The sequence below is a fragment of the Acidovorax sp. Leaf73 genome (assembly GCF_916855635.1).
In the GTDB taxonomy this organism is placed as follows: domain Bacteria; phylum Pseudomonadota; class Gammaproteobacteria; order Burkholderiales; family Burkholderiaceae_C; genus Acidovorax; species Acidovorax facilis.
In genome coordinates, this window is record NZ_CAKASI010000007.1 from 20362 (window position 1) to 39183 (window position 18822).

Sequence of the window (18822 nt, forward strand, 5' to 3'; positions counted from 1 at the left end):
TCGGTAATTAGACCGGCTCGCCGTTCAGCCAGGTCTTCAGGATATTGGCCACAGCCACCGGGTTCTCCTTGGCCAGCACGCGCGCCTCTTCCAGACGCAATTGCTCCGGCGTGGCAGGAAGCACCTCGTTTTTCTTGGCGGGCGCAGGCAGCGCCGGGCGTTCGGGCGTTTCCGACTCCACGGCATCCAGCTGGCCACCGGCCACCGGGATGGCACGGGGCTTGGCCGCCGCGCCAGTACCCTTGAGGGCCGGACGCACCAGGCCCATCAGCACCAGGGCCGCAAACAGCACCGCACCCACCGGCCAGGCAAACGATTTGGCCAGATCGATCACTTCAGGCTGCTTCCACAGCGGAATGTCGCTGGTTGGCGTTGCAGTCACCTGGAACGGTGTGTTCATGAGATTGACGGAGTCGCCGCGATCCCGGTTGAAGCCAATGGTCTCGCGCACCAGCGCCGTCATCTGCTCCAGTTGCTCGGGTGTGAGCGCCTTCGACACGGTCTTGCCCTTGTCTTCCGTGGACTGGTAGTTCACCACCACCGCCGCGCTCACCCGCTTGAGGGCACCACTGCCGCCGCGCGTGACGCGCACCGTCTTGTCAACCTCGTAATTGGTGATGGATTCGCGCTTGCTGCCCACTGCTTGGGCGCCCTGAGCCTGCTGGCCGGCGGCGGTGGGCGGCGGGTTGGCGCCATTGATGGGCGCGGCAGACGGTGCAGGGGGCTGATTCGTCGTGGCGCCCGGCACGCCAGTGGGCAGCGGATTGCCTTGGGGGCCTGTGCTTTCCACCACCTGCTGGCTGCGGATGGCGCTGGCATCGGTGGCCAGGTTGGGCCGGTGCTGCTCGGAGGTAGATTCGGTCTGTGTGAAATCCACCTCGGCCGTCACCTGCGCCTTGACGTTGTCGCGGCCCACCACGGGCTCCAGGATGTCCAGGATGCGGCGGGTGTACTGCTGTTCGATCTGCTGCACATACAGCAGTTGCTGCGCATCCACACCGTTTCCAGCGGCGGTATCGGGCGACTGGGACAGCAGTTTGCCTGTATCGTCCAGCACGCTCACGGCGGACGGAGACAGCTCTGGCACGCTGGAAGCCACCAGGTGCACGATGCCCGCCAGCTGCGCACGGTCCAGAATACGGCCCGGGTGCAGGCTCACCAGCACCGACGCCGAAGGCTTTTGCTGCTCCCGGAAAAATCCGTTCTGGTTGGGAAGCGCCAGATGCACCCGCGCACCCTGCACCGACGACAGCGCCTGGATGGAGCGCGTGAGTTCGCCCTCCAGGCCCCGCTGAAAATTCAGGCGCTCCTGGAACTGCGTCATCCCAAATTTGCTCGATTCCATCAGTTCGAAGCCCGCCACCGAACCCTTGGGCAGGCCCTGGGTGGCCAGGCGCAGGCGCACATCGTGCACGCGGTCTGCAGGGATCAAGATGGCACCACCGCCATCGGCGTGCTTGTAAGGCACATTCATCTGCGACAACTGGGCCACGATGGCACCGCCATCTTTGTCGTTCAGATTGGCAAACAACACGCGGTAGTCAGGCTGGCGCCCCAGCACGATGGCCGCAATGGCCACCGCCACCAGCAGCGCCGCGCCCACACCCAGCCGCATGCGCTGCGCCCTGTCGAGGGCAGACAGCCGCTGCAGCCAGTTCGGGCTGGCAGGGGGGGTGAGAGGAATTTCAGCAACTGCAGACATCTTGCTTTCCAGTAGGGTGGCCCGGCAAGGACCAAAGCGTGGGGTCGATTATTCGGTCACGCCTCCAAAATGTTCGCTGGATAAGCCGCGCGTTTGGCCATCAATTCAGAGCGATGGGTCCCGGCGCGATGGCTAGGATACGCAGCATACCGCCATTCCCACGGATACAGCCATGGACCTTCGCATCTCAAGCTCTACCGCCCCGCTCACGGGCGCTGGCGTGGCGCGCCGTGCTGCAGCGCCGCAAAACGACGCCAATGACGTGGGTTTCTCGGGGGCGCTCAAAGGCGCACTGCAGTCGGTCAGCGCCGCACAAAACCGCTCTTCGAACCTGCAGACCGAGGTGCAGATGGAAAACCCTTCTGTCAGCCTCGAAGAAACCATGGTGGCGATCCAGAAGGCCCAGATCGGCTTTCAAGCCACGCTGCATGTGCGCAACCGGATGGTGCAAGCCTATACCGACATCATGAACATGCAGGTATAGCAGCGGCACTCCCCTGAGCGGCTGCGCCGCTTCCCCTCGCTCTCACAGCGCTGCGCGCTGTGGGCAAGGGGACGATGCCCTCGCTGCGGGGCGGACCTTGCTGGGCATCCCTCGCGTGGGGCGCGCCGGTATCGAGCGGTGGAGCCCCTTCTTAACTCCTAAATTTGTAGCATATTGCATTTTATGGGCAAGCACTATGGGCACTTTTTATCCCCAAAGACAAGCCACGCTCTGGGTACCAGAGGCTGAGCGATGCATCGCTGGCCGCGGCGAGCTGGATGCCAAGCGCCAGGAACCGTCTGCTCTCAATTTAATAGCTGCCTGCGCTTGATAGATAAGCGGCATAGCCCTATTCGCCCATGAAAAAGCCGACCTCACAGGGTCGGCTTTTTCTTGGGGCTCGGTACGGCCCTCAGTGCATCATCTGCGGCTGACCTTCGAACAGGTGTTCAAACTGCGCCAGCCAGGGCTCAGCGAGGCAGCGAATCTGGGCATCGTTGCGCAGGATGCGCTGCATGATGCGGGTCTTCTCACGTTTGTGCTCGGGCAGCAGTTCGTGCTCTTGCGACTTGAAGCGCAGCTGCTCAATCAGCACGGCGCAGGCGCCTTCGTAGCGCACCACCCCATCCCAGTCCTTGAGCTTGGCGGCCTCCAGCATCTTGGCGCTGCTGTCTTCAATCGCCTTGTAATAGTCAATCAGCATGTGTGACATGGTTATGCCTCCACCAGCACAGGCTGGCCAGTGGCGGCGGGCGCATCGGACGAAGCCGCGGTGCCGGTTTTCTTGATTTCGTTCCAGCCTTGGGCCACGGGCTCGATCAGGCGCATGACTTCTTGCATGATGGCGTCGTCGTTGCGGGCGTTGGCCAGGATCAGGCGGCGAATGCAGTAGTCGTACAGCGCACCCAGGTTTTCGGCCAGTTCGCCCCCATCGACTTTGTCGAGCGAGGTGCTCAGGCCCTCCTCCAGAATGCGCACGGCCTTGGAGATGGCATTGACTTTGGCCAGCACATCACCACGTGCCAGGGCGCCACGTGCCGTGGCGATGGCATTGAGGACACCTTCATACAGCAGGCTGACCAGCTGGTGCTGGTCCATCGTGTGCATGCTGGTTTCCACATTGATACGCTGGTAAGCGTTGGCTGCACGGGGGCTGTAGGCGCTGAACATGCTGACAATCCTTCCGAGGTATTACTTAAGTTATCGGCATGTGCCAGAAAAACTGAAGCCCCTGATTAACCAGTCGATTTGTTCCAGGCAGTGACCTGCTGTGAGATATACGCGTTCAGGCCATTGAGGCTGCTCAGCTGGGTATCGAGTGCGTTATACCGCTGTGTAATGCGCTTTTCAAATGCCTCGACCTTCTCATTCACACGTGTCTGGTCCTGGCTGTTGCGCTTGAGGCTCAGCTGCAGGGTGGCATCCTTGGATTTGAAGAAACCGTCGTTGGAGAGCAGGTTGGTGGTCAACGCCTTCAGCTGGACGGCAATGCCATCGGCAGCGCCGCCGCCGGTATTGCGGAACAGGTTTTTCACGTCGTCGGGGTTCTCGGACAGCGCCTTGGTGAGCTTGGAGGAATCAACCGCCAGATCTCCGCCCAGCTGCTGGGTAATGCCAATGTCCGCCAACCGCTGGAAAGCACCGCCCCCTGTAGTGACCGACTGGATGGCATTGCGCAGGGAGTTTTGCAGCGCTACGGCCGTCGAGTCGCCTTGCAGCAACCCTGCCGACTTGGTAGCGGCGTCGTACTTGGTGGCGTCCTGCAGCAACTGGTTGATGGCGTTGTAGGCCTTCACGAATCCATCAATGTTGGACTGGATCGCGGAGTTGTCCTTGCTCACGGTGATATCAATGGGAGCCGTCGTCACTTGCTCGGCCTTGAAGGTCACGCCCGAAATCGTGGAGGCAAACGTATTGGTGGCTGAAGACACCGCGATCCCATTGACCGTGGCCTTGGCATCGGCGGCAGCCTGCGTGACCGTGGCACCGTTGACGAGGCGGGACAAGCCTGTGGCGTCGGTGTTGCCCGCGCTCTGGGGGTCGGTGTCGCCGTCCTCCATCACACTCAGGCGAAACCCGAACTCCTCGCCGGTGCTCTTGCTGCGCAGCAGCAAGCGCTCGCCCGACGCATCACTGAGTACAGACGCCGTTACCCCTGCATTGGCACCATTGATCTTGCTGGCCACGTCCGACAGCTTGTCGCTCGCACTGATAGTGATGTCTACGGGCTGACCGCTGCCAGGTGTGAACGACGCGGGCGCAACACTCCACTTACCCAATTCGAGGCGCAGCGTACCGGATCCGAGCGCTCCGCCCACGGGCAGCAAAGCGGCGGACGCAGTGGCCTGCGCCTTGGCAAGGCTCTGGACCTCGACACTGAACGTGGTGGGAAGCGTGCCCCCTACGGCGGTGGCGGAAACAAATTTGGAGTCGGACGACGTGGTAGCCACGCCATTCCAACCGGTCACGCTGGTGAGCTTGCCCGCTGCGTCCTGCAGCGTGGACACCAGCGACTTGATCTGTCCAAAGGCAGAAATCTTGGTATTGACCGTGGCCGCTTGTAATTTCAGCGTGTCCAGGGGCCTCTTTTCCAGGGTGACCAGCTGGGAAATGATGCTCTTGACATCAAGTCCGTTCGTGCCGACGCCTGGGGATGAAATGGTTGCCATACAAACCTCCTGAACTGGTCCAACGGAAATTATGGCGCCGAACGGCGATCAAGAACGTCCGTAAACACGCCAGGAAACCCGTCTTATCCAGCGGTCCTGGCACCCGCCTTCCAAAAAGCCAAAGGGCGGCGACAGAAATCTGCCGCCGCCTGGGGTCCACCAGGGCGCTGCAACGCCCTGGCTGCCATGCCCGCCGCTTAACGCAGCAGGGCCAACACACCTTGGGGCAGCTGGTTGGCCTGGGCCACCATCGCCGTACCGGCCTGTTGCAGGATCTGGGCACGCGACAGGTTGGCCGTTTCTGCGGCGAAGTCGGCATCCAAAATACGCGAACGCGAGGAAGAAAGGTTTTCCGACGTCACTTGCAGGTTGCTGATCGACGTTTCAAAGCGCGATTGCAGAGCACCGAGCTTGGCACGCTCACCGTTGATGAAGGCCAGTGCAGAGTCCACCGTCTTCAGGGCGTTGGTGGCGTTGCTGAACGTGGTCACATCCAGGTTGGCCACGGTTTGCAGGGCAGAGCCACCGTTGTCCAGCTGGTTGCTGGTTGAAGTAATTGCGAAAGACTTTTCCGAGTCCAGCGTAATGTAGCCACCGGTGTTCACGTTTTCTACCGTTGCGGCAGCAGAGCTCAGCGTGGTCGTGCCGCCGTTGGCCGCGCCAGCGGCGTCGTAACCGGTGACCGTCACGTTCGCCGCGTTGGCGTTGGCTGTATCGCCCACCACGATGTTGTTACCCGTGGCATTGGTCAGAACGATCTGGCTGCCGTCAGAGCTCAGAGAAGCATTGATACCGGTCTTGGCAGACTGGTCGTTGATGGCGGACACAGCGGCCGACAGGCGGTCCGTGCCTGTGGCGGAGGTCAGCGTGAAAGACACTGTACGTGCCGCGCCGACGTTGTCACCTTCCAGCGTCAGCGAGTAAGAGCCGACAGCCGACATACCACCCAGACGCACTTCGGTACGGGCCGTGGCTGTCACACCGGTATCTGCCTTCAGGGCATTGATCTGGTCGGCCGTAGCCTTGGCCGTGGCGCTAGCAGCCACAGTCAGCGTGCCGGTGCCCAGAGCACCGCTGATGGCCACGGTACCTGTGGTCACACCGTTGGTGCCTGCGGTCGCTTGGGTGGCCGATGCACCAATGCCCGAGCCGTTGGAGGCGACGTTCTGGTTGTTGCCGTAGACGCTGGTGCGCAGATTGCCCGTGGCAGCCACGATGGTCTGGTTGGCGTTGGCACCCACTTGGAACTGCTGTGTGCCGAAACTGCCATCGAGCAGCTTGGAGCCGTTGAATTCCGTGGTTTGCGAGATACGGTCCAGTTCGGACACCAGCTGTCCCACTTCCTGTTGCAGGGCTTGGCGGTCGCCAGCGCTGTTGGAGGCGTTGGCCGATTGCACAGCCAGTTCACGCACGCGTTGCAGGATGTCACCGGAAGCCTTCAGGGCGCCTTCAGCGGTTTGTGCCAGGGAGATACCGTCATTCGCATTGCGAACAGCCTGGTTCAGGCCGCGGATCTGGCTGGTGAAGCGCTCGGAAATCGCCAAGCCAGCAGCGTCATCCTTGGCGCTGTTGATGCGCAAGCCAGACGACAGGCGCTGAATGGACGTATTGAGAGAAGTCTGACTCATGCCCAGGTTGCGTTGGGCGGTGAGCGAGGCGATGTTGGTATTGATGGTGGAAGCCATTGCAAATCTCCAGAAAAGAACTGACTGAATATGGCGTTGCCGCCAGCCGGGGCGCCAGCACCGCGCTGGCCTCCTGGGTTCCCAGCGCTGCAGGCCATCTGGTGAACGGCGGGCCGCTTACGGACCGTTGCAATTGTTTTCGGGTCGCCGCCGGAAAACTTGAGGGGCAAACGCACAAGTTGTACGACTTTTTTGCCGCTTATCTCCTAAACGCCCAAAAGCAGCGTCTCCACAATTCATCCATCGTTCCCCCATTGACAGCCGGACGGGTGCGCTTGAACCGGCAAACAGATCCGTCTAGCGACGTTAAGGAGTTTCGCCATGGCAGCAACCATCAATACCAACATCAGCTCGCTGACCGCCCAGCGCAACCTGGGCACCAGCCAGATGTCGCTGAATACAGCCATCCAGCGCCTGTCGTCCGGCTTGCGTATCAACAGCGCCAAGGACGACGCCGCCGGCCTGGCGATTTCCGAGCGCTTCACCAGCCAGATCCGCGGCCTGAACCAGGCTGTTCGCAATGCGAACGACGGGATTTCTCTGGCGCAGGTGGCTGAAGGTGCAATGGGGTCGGCTGGCAACATTTTGCAGCGGGTCCGTGAACTGGCGGTGCAGTCGGCCAATGCCTCCAACAGCGCTGGCGACCGCCAGGCCCTGCAGCAGGAAGTCGGCCAATTGGTAGCTGAACTGGACCGGATTTCGCAAACCACCGAATTCAACGGCCAGAAGTTGCTGGACGGCACCTTTGGTACGCAGCAGTTCCAAGTGGGTGCCAACGCCAACCAGACCATCGTGGCGGCCACAGCCAACCTGCGTACCAGCGTGTACGGCAACAACCAGAACGTCGCCTCCAACGGCTCGGGCATTGGCGCATCGGCCACCCAAGCCACCGCAGGCACCAACGGTGTGACCACCGGCTCGGTAGCCGTCAGCGGCTACCTGGGCACCGGCACCCTGACGGTGGCTGCAAGTGCTACCGCCAAAGCCACCGCCGACCAGATCAATGCCCTACAAGCCACCACTGGCGTGACCGCCACAGCCCGCACCGAAGTGCACCTGGGTGGCATGGCGGCGGCCGGGTCCTATTCGTTGACGCTGGAAGGTGACAACATCGGCAGTCCCCGCACCATTTCATTCACGCTGGTTGCAGGCACGGGGACCGACCGCCTCTCCCCTGCCGTGTCGGCCATCAATGAACAAGCGGCCAAGACCGGCATCAATGCCTCGCTCAACTCCGACGGCACGCAGATCATCCTGACCAACGCCACCGGCAACAACATCGTGATCGGCGACACGGTGAACGCCAACGCGGGTGCGGTGACCGTCACCGGCTATGACGCGGCAGGTGCCAGCAACGGCGCGACCCAGACGCTCGCGGCCGACGCCAACGTGGAGTTCATCAACACGGGCGGTTACATCACGCTGGACTCCGAAAAGTCCTTCGCCGTGACCTCGGCCAGCAACCAGTTGGACAACGGTGGCTCCTCGCTGCACACCGTGGCCAACCTGGACGTGACCACCTTCACCAACGCCACCGACGCGCTCAAGACCGTAGATTCGGCCCTGGCCTTCATCAACGGTGAACGCGCCAAGCTCGGCGCCCTGCAATCGCGCTTCGAAACCAGCATCTCCAGCTTGCAGATCACGGCTGAGAACCTGTCCGCATCGCGTTCGCGCATCCAGGACGCAGACTTCGCGGCCGAAACAGCCAGCCTGTCGCGAGCCCAGATCCTGCAACAGGCCGGTACGGCGATGGTGGCCCAGGCCAACCAGATCCCGCAGGGCGTGCTGTCTCTGCTCAAGTAACCTGACCAAACCACACGCTGCGCAGTGAAACAGCAACACCAAAGGGGCCCATCGGGCCCCTTTGTACATGGCACACTGCCTGCACATCCCGCTCCTTTGCTCGTAGATCGGCGCCACCGTGCACACCAAACACACCGACCAGGACGCGTCCCGCCTGCAGGCCGCACTTGCTGCCTCCGACTGGCCCCTTCTCACCCGCTTGTGCCGCCAGGTCCTGCGCAAGAACAGTCGCCACCTCAGCGCGCATCGGCTGCTGGGCTTCTCACTGAACAAGCAGCGCGAGTTCGACGCCGCCCTCAAGGCTTACCGACAGGCCTATGTGTACTGGCCTGAAGACGCCGAGCTACTCGTCAACTATGCGAACGTGCTCATTGAGCAAGCACGCAATATCGACGCCCTGCCCCTGCTGGAAAAAGTGTGCGAACTGCGCCCCCAGCAGGCCATTGGCTGGATCAAGCTGGCCGAATGCTGCTACCTGCTGACGCAACACGACAAAGGTTTTGACGCCAGCCAGAGGGCCGCCGCCCTGGCCGAGACACTGCACGACCGCGTCGCCGCACTCATGCAAAGCGCCATCCACCGGCGCGAGCTGGGCCAGGTGCGCGAGGCTGTCAAGGACTGCGAGACAGCCATCGCCCTGCGCTACAACGACCCTGGCAACTACACCAACAAGCTGTTGTTCATGCTGGCCGATCCCCAGGTGGACGCCGCGCAGCTGTCGGCGGCCGCACGGCAGTACGGCGCTGTGTTCGAGCCGCCGCTGCGCCCAGAGTGGCCCGATTTCCAGGAGCATCGGGGCTCGCCATGGCGACGCCTGAAGATCGGCTTCCTCTCCCCCGACTTCCGGGTGCACTCGGTGATGTACTTTGTGGAGGGTCTGCTGGCGCAACTGGATCGGCGGCAGTTTGAGGTTTTCGCTTTCTATCTGTTCCCGCGGGACGATCACGTCACCGAGCGCGTACAGCGCCATGCCGACCATTTTGTGCCCCTGGCCGGTTTCAGCCCGCAGCAGCAGGCCGAGGCCATTCGCGCGCAGGGCATCGACATCCTGATCGACCTGGCGGGCCACACCGGCAACAACGGCCTGCTGACGCTGGCCCACAAGGCGGCCCCGGTGCAGGTGTCCTGGCTGGGGTTCCCGGCCACCACCGGGCTCACGGCCGTGGACTACAAGTTCACCGATGAAATCACCGACCCGCCCGGCGCAGAAGCGCAGTACACCGAACAGCTCTACCGCCTGCCCACACTGTTTGCCTGCTACCGCCCCATGAGCCGCAACCCGCTGTGGCGCTACCAGCCGCGCTACCAGGTGCGCCCGGCACCCGCGCTCGCCAATGGTTTCATCACCTTCGGCTCGTGCAACAACCTGGGCAAACTCACCGACGACGTGCTGGCCCTGTGGGGCCGGGTGCTGGCCGCCGTGCCGGGCTCGCGCCTGCTCATCGAGGGCAAGAACCTGGACCGGCCGGACTTTGCCAACGCCTACCGCCAGCGCTGCGAGCGCCTGGGCCTGCCGCCGACGCAGGTAGACCTGGTGGCGCAGCGCACTGACAACCAGTACCTCACCTACCACCGCATCGACATCGCGCTCGACCCCTTCCCGCTGACGGGCGGCACCACCACCTTCGACGTGCTATGGATGGGCCTGCCCATCGTGTCGATGGTGGGCGAAAGCTTCAAGAGCCGCATGGGCGTGGGCCTGCTGGCCTACCTGGGCCGCACCGAGTGGCTGGCCGAGACGCCCGAAGACTATGTGCGCATCGCCACCGGCCTGGCGGCCGACGCGCAGGCGCTGAACACCCTGCGGCAGGGGCTGCGCGCCGAGGTGGAGGCATCGGCCCTGATGCGCGAGGACATCTTCAACCACCACTTTGCCGAAGGCCTGCGCGTGATGTGGCTGCAGTGGCTGGCCCGGGCCGAACACCCGGACGACCCCACCGCCCAGGCCCAGGCGATCCAGGACTGGCTGCCCCAGCTGCCCGAGGCCTGGACCCAGCCGCCCGTGCCCGGCGTGGGCCTGAAGCCCGGCCAGCGCGTGAGCCTGCACGAGGCCCACCAGCGCCTGCAGGACCTGGTGGACAAGGCCAAGGCCGCCCCGCCGCCCACACCCGCCACCGGCGCGGACACCAGCGCAGGCCCGGCTCTCAAGGACCGCCACTGGATCACCGTGACCGAGCTGGCCGAAACCGTGCTCAGCGCAGTTCCCAACGACCCGGTGGCCCTGGCCTGCCTGGCCGAGGTAGAACATGCCCACGGCCACACCGAATTTGCCGTGACCTACCTGCGGCACGCCACGCAGGCGATGGGCCTGGACATGGGGGCGAGCCCTGCTGCGTGATGCCCTGACGCCTTGGCGCTCAGTGACAGTGACAGTGACAGGGCTGCGCCGCGCAAAATGCTATAAACAATATAGCAACAAACACATTTTCTCCATATTTTCTGCGCGAATCACCCCTTGCGTCGCAGAAACCCGTGCGGCGCCACCGTGACCTGCAGGCGCTGCTCCATCTCGGCATCGACCTCGAACTCGGCATGGCCGGCCAGCCACTGGTGCACCGCCGTCTTGGGGTTGTTGCCCACGTCCCAGGGTCGATCGGCAAAGAACTTGGGCGGCATGTCCTCCACAAAGGTGTCGAACACCACACAGTAGCTGCCGGGAGTGACCAGCGGCGCATAGGCATCGAGTTCCCCCAGCACATGGTCGTGCGTGTGCATGGAATCCAGGCACACCAGCACGCGCTGGTAGCCCTTCGCAAAGTCGCGCACCTGCTGCACCACGTCGGGCGCCACGGCCGAGCCTTGAATCATGGCGATGCGGCTGGCCATGGGGTGGGCTTCGATGGCGGCGCGATTGTGCGCGCGGATGTCGATGTCCACGCCCAGCACCTTGCGGCGCGAGGCGCGCGGGTCCATCGTGGTGCCCGCCTCGATGGCGTCGCTCATGTCCAGCAGCGCCAGCAACGAGGCGCTGAGCACCAGTGAGCCACCGTGCGCGATGCCGGTCTCGATGATGAGGTCCGGCCGCACGCGCCACACCAGCTCCTGCATCGCCACCATGTCCTGCGGGTACTGGATGATGGGCCGGCCCATCCAGTCGAAGTTGTAGACGTACTGCCGCTGCATCGAAGCCTGCAGCCAGTCGCGTGACAGGGTCTGGAACGCGGTGTCCTGGGCATAGCGGGCGAGGCGGTCGCGGCGCTCCTGGGCAAATTGGTCAACGGGGTTCATGGCGGGGTTACTCCAACAGGATCGGTCACAACGGAAGCGTCGTTCAGCAAAAGGTCATCGGCCAGCACGGCGCGGGGTGCCACACCCCATTCACCCCGCAGGCGTTGCACGTTGATAGGGGGAAACGCCTGCAGCAGGGCCTGGGCATCCACCTCCACGGTGCAGCCCGTGCGCGCCTGCAACCAGGCCAGCCACTGGGCGTGCAGGGTCTGTCGGCCGCTGGCCACGTTGTAGGTGGCAGCGCGGCCCGCCAGCGCAATGCGCGGCAGCCAGTCCAGCAGGTCGTCCACATGCACATAGTCCTTGGCGGACTGCGGATCAGAGCGCAGCACGATGTGGCCGCCCTGCGCCTGGCGCACCAGATCGGCCACTAGGTTGCCGGAGGCAGCGTCCATGTCCGGCCCGACCACGTTGGACAGGCGCGCCACGCGCACCCCGGGGCGTCCGCAGGCATAGCACAGCGATTCGCCGGTGAGCTTGGTCAGGTTGTACAGGTATGACGGGTCACCCGGCAGCACGGACAGCGGGGCGTCCTCGTGCGTGGAGGCCGCCCCCATGTAGACCCGGGTGGACGACAGGTACAGCAGCGAGTCGAACTGCGCGCGCCGCAGCACCTCGGCCAACAGGCCCACATGGGCGTCCACCGTGTCGAACGGGCGTGTGCGGAAGTCGGCGGTAAGCCCCACGCAATACATCACATGGCCCAGCGGGCGCGTGAACACCTCGGCATCGCCGCGCGGTGGCGCCCACACGGTGTGGCCCTGGGCCCGCAGGTGCGCCACCAGGCGGCTGCCGATGTAGCCCGAGGCGCCCAGCACGGTAAACGACGAAGGGGGCAGGCCCGTCATCGGCGCTCCCCCACGGCCGCCAGCGGTTGCCCGGCATACACGGTGTACGCCAGCAGCTCACCGCGCACGATGGAGCCCGCGCCCACCACGCAGCCGCGCCGCAGCACTGCGCCGTCCAGCAGCACGCAGTTGGCGCCGATCCATACGTCGTCCTCGATCACGATGCCGCCCTTGCTGGGCAGAAAACCCTGCTCGCGGATCAAGCGGCTGCGGTCGGCATAGGCATGGTTGACCGGCGCAAAGGTGCAGTTGGCCGCAATCGCCACGCAATTACCGATATGAATACCGTTGCCGGTGTAGAGCACGCAGCCCGCGTTGATGACCACATGCTCACCCACCACCAGGTCGCCGCTGCCGCCCGCAGGCTTGACCTTGACGAAGCTGTCGATCACCGAATGCGCGCCCACCACGATGCGCGTGCCGCGCACCGAGTCTTCGATGTCGGCCAGGTGCGAAACCTTGGCGGTGGGGTGCAGCTCGATCACCTAGAACACCTCCATGCGCGGCACGGCCACCACCATCTGCGCGCCCCAGCTGCGCGTGTAGTCGAGTTGCTCGGCCACCTCGCTGCGCAGATTCCAGGGCAGGATCAGGATGCGCTGCGGCTTGTGGGCGCGCAGGTGCGCCTCGCTCACCACCGGGATGTGGCTGCCGGGCAGGTACTGGCCTTGCTTGGCGGGGTTCTTGTCCACCACGTAGGGCAGCAGGTCGAGCCGCACGCCCGCAAAATTGAGCAGGGTGTTGCCCTTGGCGGCCGCGCCGTAGGCGCCCACGGTGATGCCGTCGGCCTGGCATTGCAGCAAAAATATGAGCAGCTCACGCTTGACCCGTATGGCCTGAGCCTGGAAATCGCTGTAAAAACCGGTACCCAGCATGCCGGCCGTGGCCTCGGTGGCCAGCAGTTGCTGCACGCGGACGGCGCCTTCGGTCGTGGCCTGAGGGTGGCCGTGAGCGTCGGCGCGGGCGGCAAACACCCGCAGGCTGCCACCGTGGGTGGGCAGCTCCTGCACATCGATCACCACCAGGCCGTTGGCCGCAAAAATGCGCTGCACCGCCGTGAGCGACAAATACGAGTAGTGCTCGTGGTACGCCGTGTCGAACTGGCACCCTTCCACCATGCGCAGCAGGTGCGGAAACTCGAACGTCGCCACGCCATGGGGCTTGAGCAGCCGCGTGAAGCCGCCCACAAAGTCGTTGATGTCGGGCACATGGGCCAGCACGTTGTTGGCGGCGATCAGGTCGGCCTGGCGGTCGGCGGCGGCCAGCTCGTCGGCCAGCGCCACGCCAAAGAAGCGATCCACCACCGCTATGCCCTTGGCGCGGGCCGCCGCTGCCGTGCTGGCCGTGGGCTCCACGCCATAGCAGGGGATGCCAGCGGCCTGCACGTACTGCAGCAGGTAGCCGTCGTTGGACGCGACCTCGACCACGCGGCTGGCGGCGGTGAGGCCCAGGCGCTCACGCATCGCCTCGACATAGGCCTGGGCATGGGCCAGCCACGACGAGGAGAACGAACTGAAATACGCGTAGTCGTCGGTGAACAGCGCCTCGCGCCCGGCGTGGTCTTCGGTCTGTACCAGCCAGCAGGTTTCGCACACCAAGAGGCGCAGGGGGAACCAGGTTTCGGGCGCGCGCAACGCGGCCTCGCTCAGGTAGGCATTGGACGGGGGCGCGCTGCCCAGGTCCAGGAACGGCAGTTGCAGCGGGTTGCCGCAGTGTCGGCACTTCACAGGCGCACTCCTTCGAATTCTTCGGTCATCCCGGGCTGGCCTGCGTCGCGGGGCGAAATTTGCCCCACCGGCAGGGGCCAAGCCACGGCCAGGCGCGGGTCCAGCGGGTTCAGGCCCACTTCGGCGGCAGGCGCATAGGCCGCAGAGTGGCAATACAGCAGCTCGGCATGGTCGGTCAGCGCCTGGAAGCCATGCGCAAACCCGGGTGGGATGAGCAGCGCGTTGCCGTTGTCTGCGGATAAATGCTCGGCATGCCACTGCAAAAAGGTGGGAGAGCCCTCGCGCAGGTCCACGGCCACGTCCCAGACCTCGCCGCGCAGGCAGCTCACGAGCTTCATCTCAGCGTGCGGCGGCTTTTGGTAGTGCATGCCGCGCACGGTGCCTGTGAGGGCTGTGTAGCTCTGGTTGATCTGGGCGATGGGGCCCGCCCAGCCTGCGCCCGCCAGTTCGTCGGCGCAGAACAGGCGCGAAAAAAAGCCGCGCTCGTCCACCAGCGGCTGGCGTTGCACGCGGAACAGCCCCGCCAGTGGCAGCGGCGCCAGGGCGAGGCGGCTCATGGCCGCGCCTCCCAGGCGTCGATGTCGGCCAAGCACAGCGCGCGGGCGTCGGCGCCGCCATGTTGCTGGCGGTACCAGTTCATGGTGCGGGCCACGGCGGTGTTCAGCGACCAATGGGGGGCCACGCCCAGCACCTGGCGGGCATGGGCGGTTTCGAGCGCGAGCCAGCCGGCTTCGTGCGGGCCTTCGCTCTCGTTTTCATAGCTAGTAGCGCTTGCTGGATAGGCGGTGGAGGCCAATTCAATGACATTTTTGACCGTAGCCGCCTCGTGGGGCAGCGGGCCAAAGTTGTAGGCACCGGCCAGCGCGGGCGATTCCCACAGGCGCTGGGCCAGACGCAGGTAGGCGGCCAGCGGCTCCAGCACATGCTGCCAGGGGCGCGTGGCCTGGGGGCGGCGGATGTGCAAGGTTGCACCCTTTTCCCAGGCGCGCACGGCGTCGGGCAGCAGGCGGTCTTGGGCCCAGTCGCCACCGCCAATCACGTTGCCCGCGCGGGCGGTGGCCACGGCGATGCCCTGGGCGGCCAGAAAGGAATCGCGGTAGCTGGCCGTGACCAGCTCGGTGGCGGCCTTGCTGGCGCTATAGGGGTCGTGCCCGCCCAGGGGGTCGTCCTCGCGGTAGGGGTAGGCCCATTCGCGGTTGCGGTAGACCTTGTCGGTGGTGACCACCACGGCCACGCGCACGCCAGCCAGGCCGCGCAGGGCATCGAGCAGATGTGCCGTGCCCATGACGTTGGTGGAAAAGGTGTCGAGCGGCGCCGCGTAGCCGGGCCGCACCAGCGCCTGCGCGGCCAGGTGCAGCACCACCTCGGGCCGGGCGGCGCGCACGCGCATGGCCAGGGCCTGGGCGCTGCGGATGTCGCAAAAGTGGCTCTCCATGCCCGGGCCCACGTGCCCGAGCTGGGCCAGGGTGAAGAGATTGGGCTCGGTGGCAGGGGGCAGCGCCACGCCGGTCACCTGCGCGCCCAGGCGCTGCAGCCATAGGGCCAGCCACGCGCCCTTGAAGCCGGTGTGGCCGGTGAGCAACACGCGCTTGCCGCGCCAGAAGTCGGGATCAGGGCGCATCGGGGTTACCAGCACTTCCAGGGTGCGCGGCCCGATTGCCACAGGTCTTCAAGCAGGTTCTTCTCGCGCAGCGTGTCCATGGGTTGCCAGAAGCCGGTGTGCTCAAAGGCGCGCAGCTGGTCGCTACTGGCCAAACGGGCCATGGGTTCCAGCTCCCAGCTGGTGGCGTCGCTGTCGATGTAGTCAATGACCTCGGGCTGTAGCACAAAAAAACCGCCGTTGATCCACCCGCCATCGCCACGCGGTTTTTCCTCGAACCCAGCCACGGTGTCGCCGTCACGCACCAGGGCACCGTAGCGGCCCGGGGGCTGCACGGCCGTCACCGTGGCCTGGCGGCCATGGGCGCGGTGGAAGGCAAACTGGGCCGTCATGTCCAGGTCGGCCACACCATCGCCATAGGTAAAGCAGAAGGGCTCGCCCGCAGGCAGGTATTCCTGCACCCGTCGCAAACGCCCGCCGGTCATGGTGCTTTCGCCGGTGTCCACCAGCGTCACGCGCCAGGGCTCGGCGTGGCGGTGGTGCACTTCCATGCGGTTGTTGGCCATGTCAAAGGTCACGTCCGACATGTGCAGGAAGTAGTTGGCGAAATATTCCTTGATCACGTAGCCCCGGTAGCCCAGGCAGATGATGAAGTCATTGACGCCATGGGCGGCGTACATCTTCATGATGTGCCAAAGGATGGGCCGCCCACCTATCTCGATCATGGGCTTGGGACGCAGGTGCGACTCTTCCGAGATGCGGGTTCCCAGCCCCCCCGCGAGCAGTACGGCTTTCATGCCCGCAGCATAGTGCAGGCCCTGCGCCACCAAAAGGCCCTGTCACTGTGGAAATACAGGCCAAATGCAGGGATTGGCACCGCGCGCCGATGGAGAGGGGTGCAAACAATTGGAATATCGCTATATTTTATATAGCAACAAACCTTCTACCACCAAGCGACAGAGGCTTTTTTTACATAATCCGCGCCCCAGGACAACCGTCAAAACTCCGGCAAAAGAGGCAAAGGTGTGGCGCTGGCGCCATTTCCCGAAGAAGGCCTGTGTTGATGGCGCTCTTGAGTGCATTCCACACTCATCAATCCGATACATTTACAGTAACCTTCGGTAAGCCGCGTTGCCAGCGGCTCCGCCCGCCCACTTGTTTAGCCCCGGCTGCCGCCCAACACGTCTACAGCATGTTCGTCATCATTGGTTACGTTGTCTGCCTAGGCTGCATCTTCGGCGTGTACATCGTGCACGGGGGGAACATCAGTGTGATCCTGAAGGCCCTCCCCTTCGAGATCGTCACCATTCTGGGCGGCGCACTGGGCGCCTTCGTGGTGAACAACCAACCCAAGGTGATCAAGGCCACCCTGGCGGCCATTCCGATGGCACTCAAGGGCTCCAAGTACACCAAGGCCCGTTACATGGAGCTGATGGCCATGCTCTATGACATCCTGCAAAAGGCCCGCAAGGAAGGGCTGATGGCCATCGAAAAGGATGTGGAAGCGCCCCACGAGTCCGAGATCTTCAAGAAGTACCCCACCGTGGGCAGCGACCACCATGTGATCGAGTTCACCACCGACTACCTGCGCATGATGGTGTCGGGCAACCTCAACTCCCACGAGATCGAAGCGCTGATGGACAGCGAGATCGACACCCACCACCAGGAAGCCCACGCCCCCGTGGCCGCGCTGGCCCGCCTGGCCGGTGCCCTGCCTGCCTTCGGGATCGTGGCCGCCGTGCTGGGCGTGGTGAACACCATGGGCTCGGTGGGCCAGCCGCCCTCGGTGCTGGGCGGCATGATCGGCTCGGCGCTGGTGGGCACGTTCCTCGGGATTCTGCTGGCCTACGGTGTGGTCGAACCCCTGGGCGGCCTGGTCGAGCAAAAGACGGAGGATGCCGCCAAGGAGTTGCAGTGCATCAAGTCCACCCTGCTAGCCAGCATGCAGGGCTACAACCCCGCCACGGCCATCGAATTTGGCCGCAAGGTGCTTTTCTCCAGCGTCCGCCCCAGCTTTACCGAGCTGGAGGGGCATGTGAAAGGCAAGAAGTAGCGACGTCCGCGCCGCGAAACCCCAAACGCCATGGCAGAAAAAAAACTCCAGCCCATCATCATCAAGCGCATCAAGAAAGGCGGTCATGCGGTGCATGGCGGCGCCTGGAAGATCGCCTATGCCGACTTCGTGACGGCGATGATGGCGTTCTTCCTGCTGATGTGGCTGCTGGGCTCCACGGCCAAGGGCGAACTGCAGGGGATCGCCGCGTATTTCGCGTCGCCGCTCAAGGTGGCCATGACCGGCGGCGACGGCGCGGGCAACAGCTCCAGTGTGATTCCGGGCGGGGGCAACGATCTCTCGAAGGTGCACGGACAAGTGCGGCGCTCTGACGTGGAAGAGGCCAAGCAGCGCCGCATGAGCATTGATGCCGCCCGCGCCGAGCGCGCCAAGCAGGACCTGGACCGCATCAAGGCCCTGGAGGCCAAGATCGACGCGCTCATCACCGAAAACCCACGCCTGAACGAATACAAGTCGCAGATCCGCATCGACATCACCCCCGACGGCCTGCAGATCCAGATCATCGACGACCAGAACCGCCCCATGTTCGACAGCGGCAGCGCGTTGGTGAAACCCTACATGCGCGACATCCTGCGCGAGATCGGGGCGGCGCTGGGCGGGGTGGAAAACCGCATCAGCCTGGCCGGGCACACCGACGCCGTGCCTTACGGAAACAGCGACCGGGGCTACAGCAACTGGGAGCTGTCGGCCGACCGCGCCAATGCCTCACGCCGCGAGCTTGTGTCGGCCGGCATGCCAGACGCTAAACTGGGACGTGTGGTGGGCTTGGCGGCCAGCGATCTGCTGGAGCCAAACAACCCGCGCGCACCCGCCAACCGGCGCATCACCATCACGGTGCTGACCCGCGAGGCCGAAGAACGACTCATGGGCAAAGGGATTCCCGAAATCACTTCCACAGAACTGCTGAATGAAAAGCGGGAAAATCCCCCCCCAAGCAGGTAACAGTTACGACTTGTCACCAAACCTGCCACCCATGACAATGCCCACAGTAATTCTCGA

Annotated in this window: 17 protein-coding genes; 5 read left to right on the forward strand and 12 right to left on the reverse strand. The window is 64.2% G+C overall.

The window, feature by feature from the left end:
• Positions 1 to 7 precede the first annotated feature (7 nt).
• The gene (fliF, locus tag LPA35_RS21855; protein WP_055398287.1) at positions 8 to 1702 is read right to left on the reverse strand and encodes a flagellar basal-body MS-ring/collar protein FliF; all 1695 of its coding nucleotides are present in this window, start codon (positions 1700 to 1702) and stop codon (positions 8 to 10) included.
• 172 nt (positions 1703 to 1874) lie between these two features.
• Here fliF and fliE point away from each other — a divergent pair, with 172 nt between their 5' ends.
• Positions 1875 to 2186 (forward strand): flagellar hook-basal body complex protein FliE, encoded by a 312-nt coding sequence (gene fliE, locus LPA35_RS21860; protein ID WP_055398288.1) that lies wholly within the window; start codon positions 1875 to 1877, stop codon positions 2184 to 2186.
• Between the two features lie 412 nt (positions 2187 to 2598).
• On the opposite strand, the gene LPA35_RS21865 is transcribed toward fliE, so the two are convergent.
• The 4 genes from LPA35_RS21865 to LPA35_RS21880 all read right to left on the reverse strand — a co-directional run bounded on the left by LPA35_RS21865 (position 2599) and on the right by LPA35_RS21880 (position 6540).
• Positions 2599 to 2898 (reverse strand): flagellar protein FliT, encoded by a 300-nt coding sequence (locus LPA35_RS21865; protein ID WP_010466046.1) that lies wholly within the window; start codon positions 2896 to 2898, stop codon positions 2599 to 2601.
• A 2-nt stretch (positions 2899 to 2900) separates the two neighbouring features.
• Positions 2901 to 3356 (reverse strand): flagellar export chaperone FliS, encoded by a 456-nt coding sequence (gene fliS / locus LPA35_RS21870; RefSeq protein ID WP_228898933.1) that lies wholly within the window; start codon positions 3354 to 3356, stop codon positions 2901 to 2903.
• Between the two features lie 65 nt (positions 3357 to 3421).
• A complete protein-coding gene (gene fliD / locus LPA35_RS21875; RefSeq protein WP_218301584.1) occupies positions 3422 to 4855 on the reverse strand; it encodes a flagellar filament capping protein FliD in 1434 nt (477 codons plus the stop codon).
• Between the two features lie 197 nt (positions 4856 to 5052).
• Positions 5053 to 6540, reverse strand: a complete 1488-nt coding sequence (locus LPA35_RS21880; protein ID WP_218301583.1) for a flagellin — start codon at positions 6538 to 6540, stop codon at positions 5053 to 5055.
• Positions 6541 to 6861: 321 nt separating this feature from the next.
• On the opposite strand from LPA35_RS21880, the gene LPA35_RS21885 reads away from it, so the two are divergent.
• Together LPA35_RS21885 and LPA35_RS21890 are read left to right on the forward strand one after the other, a co-directional pair.
• The gene (locus LPA35_RS21885) at positions 6862 to 8346 is read left to right on the forward strand and encodes a flagellin (RefSeq protein WP_228898934.1); all 1485 of its coding nucleotides are present in this window, start codon (positions 6862 to 6864) and stop codon (positions 8344 to 8346) included.
• A 118-nt stretch (positions 8347 to 8464) separates the two neighbouring features.
• Positions 8465 to 10684 (forward strand): acetylglucosamine transferase, encoded by a 2220-nt coding sequence (locus LPA35_RS21890; protein WP_228898935.1) that lies wholly within the window; start codon positions 8465 to 8467, stop codon positions 10682 to 10684.
• A 110-nt stretch (positions 10685 to 10794) separates the two neighbouring features.
• On the opposite strand, the gene LPA35_RS21895 is transcribed toward LPA35_RS21890, so the two are convergent.
• The 7 genes from LPA35_RS21895 to rfbF are packed head-to-tail and all read right to left on the reverse strand — an operon-like array spanning position 10795 to position 16546.
• Positions 10795 to 11574: a cephalosporin hydroxylase family protein gene (locus LPA35_RS21895; protein ID WP_228898937.1), complete on the reverse strand. Its 780-nt coding sequence runs from the start codon at positions 11572 to 11574 to the stop codon at positions 10795 to 10797.
• Positions 11571 to 12422, reverse strand: a complete 852-nt coding sequence (locus LPA35_RS21900) for an NAD(P)-dependent oxidoreductase (RefSeq protein ID WP_228898940.1) — start codon at positions 12420 to 12422, stop codon at positions 11571 to 11573. The genes LPA35_RS21895 and LPA35_RS21900 overlap by 4 nt, the downstream gene beginning before the upstream one ends.
• The gene (locus LPA35_RS21905; protein ID WP_228898942.1) at positions 12419 to 12907 is read right to left on the reverse strand and encodes a DapH/DapD/GlmU-related protein; all 489 of its coding nucleotides are present in this window, start codon (positions 12905 to 12907) and stop codon (positions 12419 to 12421) included. Before LPA35_RS21905 ends, LPA35_RS21900 begins: the two co-directional genes overlap by 4 nt.
• On the reverse strand, positions 12908 to 14149 hold the full coding sequence (locus tag LPA35_RS21910) for a class I SAM-dependent methyltransferase (RefSeq protein WP_228898944.1): 1242 nt from the start codon (positions 14147 to 14149) through the stop codon (positions 12908 to 12910).
• A complete protein-coding gene (locus LPA35_RS21915; protein WP_228898946.1) occupies positions 14146 to 14706 on the reverse strand; it encodes a dTDP-4-dehydrorhamnose 3,5-epimerase family protein in 561 nt (186 codons plus the stop codon). Before LPA35_RS21915 ends, LPA35_RS21910 begins: the two co-directional genes overlap by 4 nt.
• The gene (gene rfbG, locus LPA35_RS21920) at positions 14703 to 15770 is read right to left on the reverse strand and encodes a CDP-glucose 4,6-dehydratase (RefSeq protein ID WP_228898954.1); all 1068 of its coding nucleotides are present in this window, start codon (positions 15768 to 15770) and stop codon (positions 14703 to 14705) included. The genes LPA35_RS21915 and rfbG overlap by 4 nt, the downstream gene beginning before the upstream one ends.
• Positions 15771 to 15775: 5 nt before the next feature.
• On the reverse strand, positions 15776 to 16546 hold the full coding sequence (gene rfbF, locus LPA35_RS21925; RefSeq protein ID WP_228898962.1) for a glucose-1-phosphate cytidylyltransferase: 771 nt from the start codon (positions 16544 to 16546) through the stop codon (positions 15776 to 15778).
• Between the two features lie 395 nt (positions 16547 to 16941).
• Between rfbF and motA the strand changes: the two genes are divergently transcribed.
• Together motA and motB are read left to right on the forward strand one after the other, a co-directional pair.
• Positions 16942 to 17802: a flagellar motor stator protein MotA gene (motA, locus tag LPA35_RS21930; RefSeq protein WP_055398297.1), complete on the forward strand. Its 861-nt coding sequence runs from the start codon at positions 16942 to 16944 to the stop codon at positions 17800 to 17802.
• Between the two features lie 30 nt (positions 17803 to 17832).
• Positions 17833 to 18765 carry a flagellar motor protein MotB gene (gene motB, locus LPA35_RS21935; RefSeq protein ID WP_055398298.1) on the forward strand — a complete coding sequence of 311 codons (933 nt, stop codon included), beginning with the start codon at positions 17833 to 17835 and terminating at the stop codon, positions 18763 to 18765.
• Positions 18766 to 18822 lie beyond the last annotated feature (57 nt).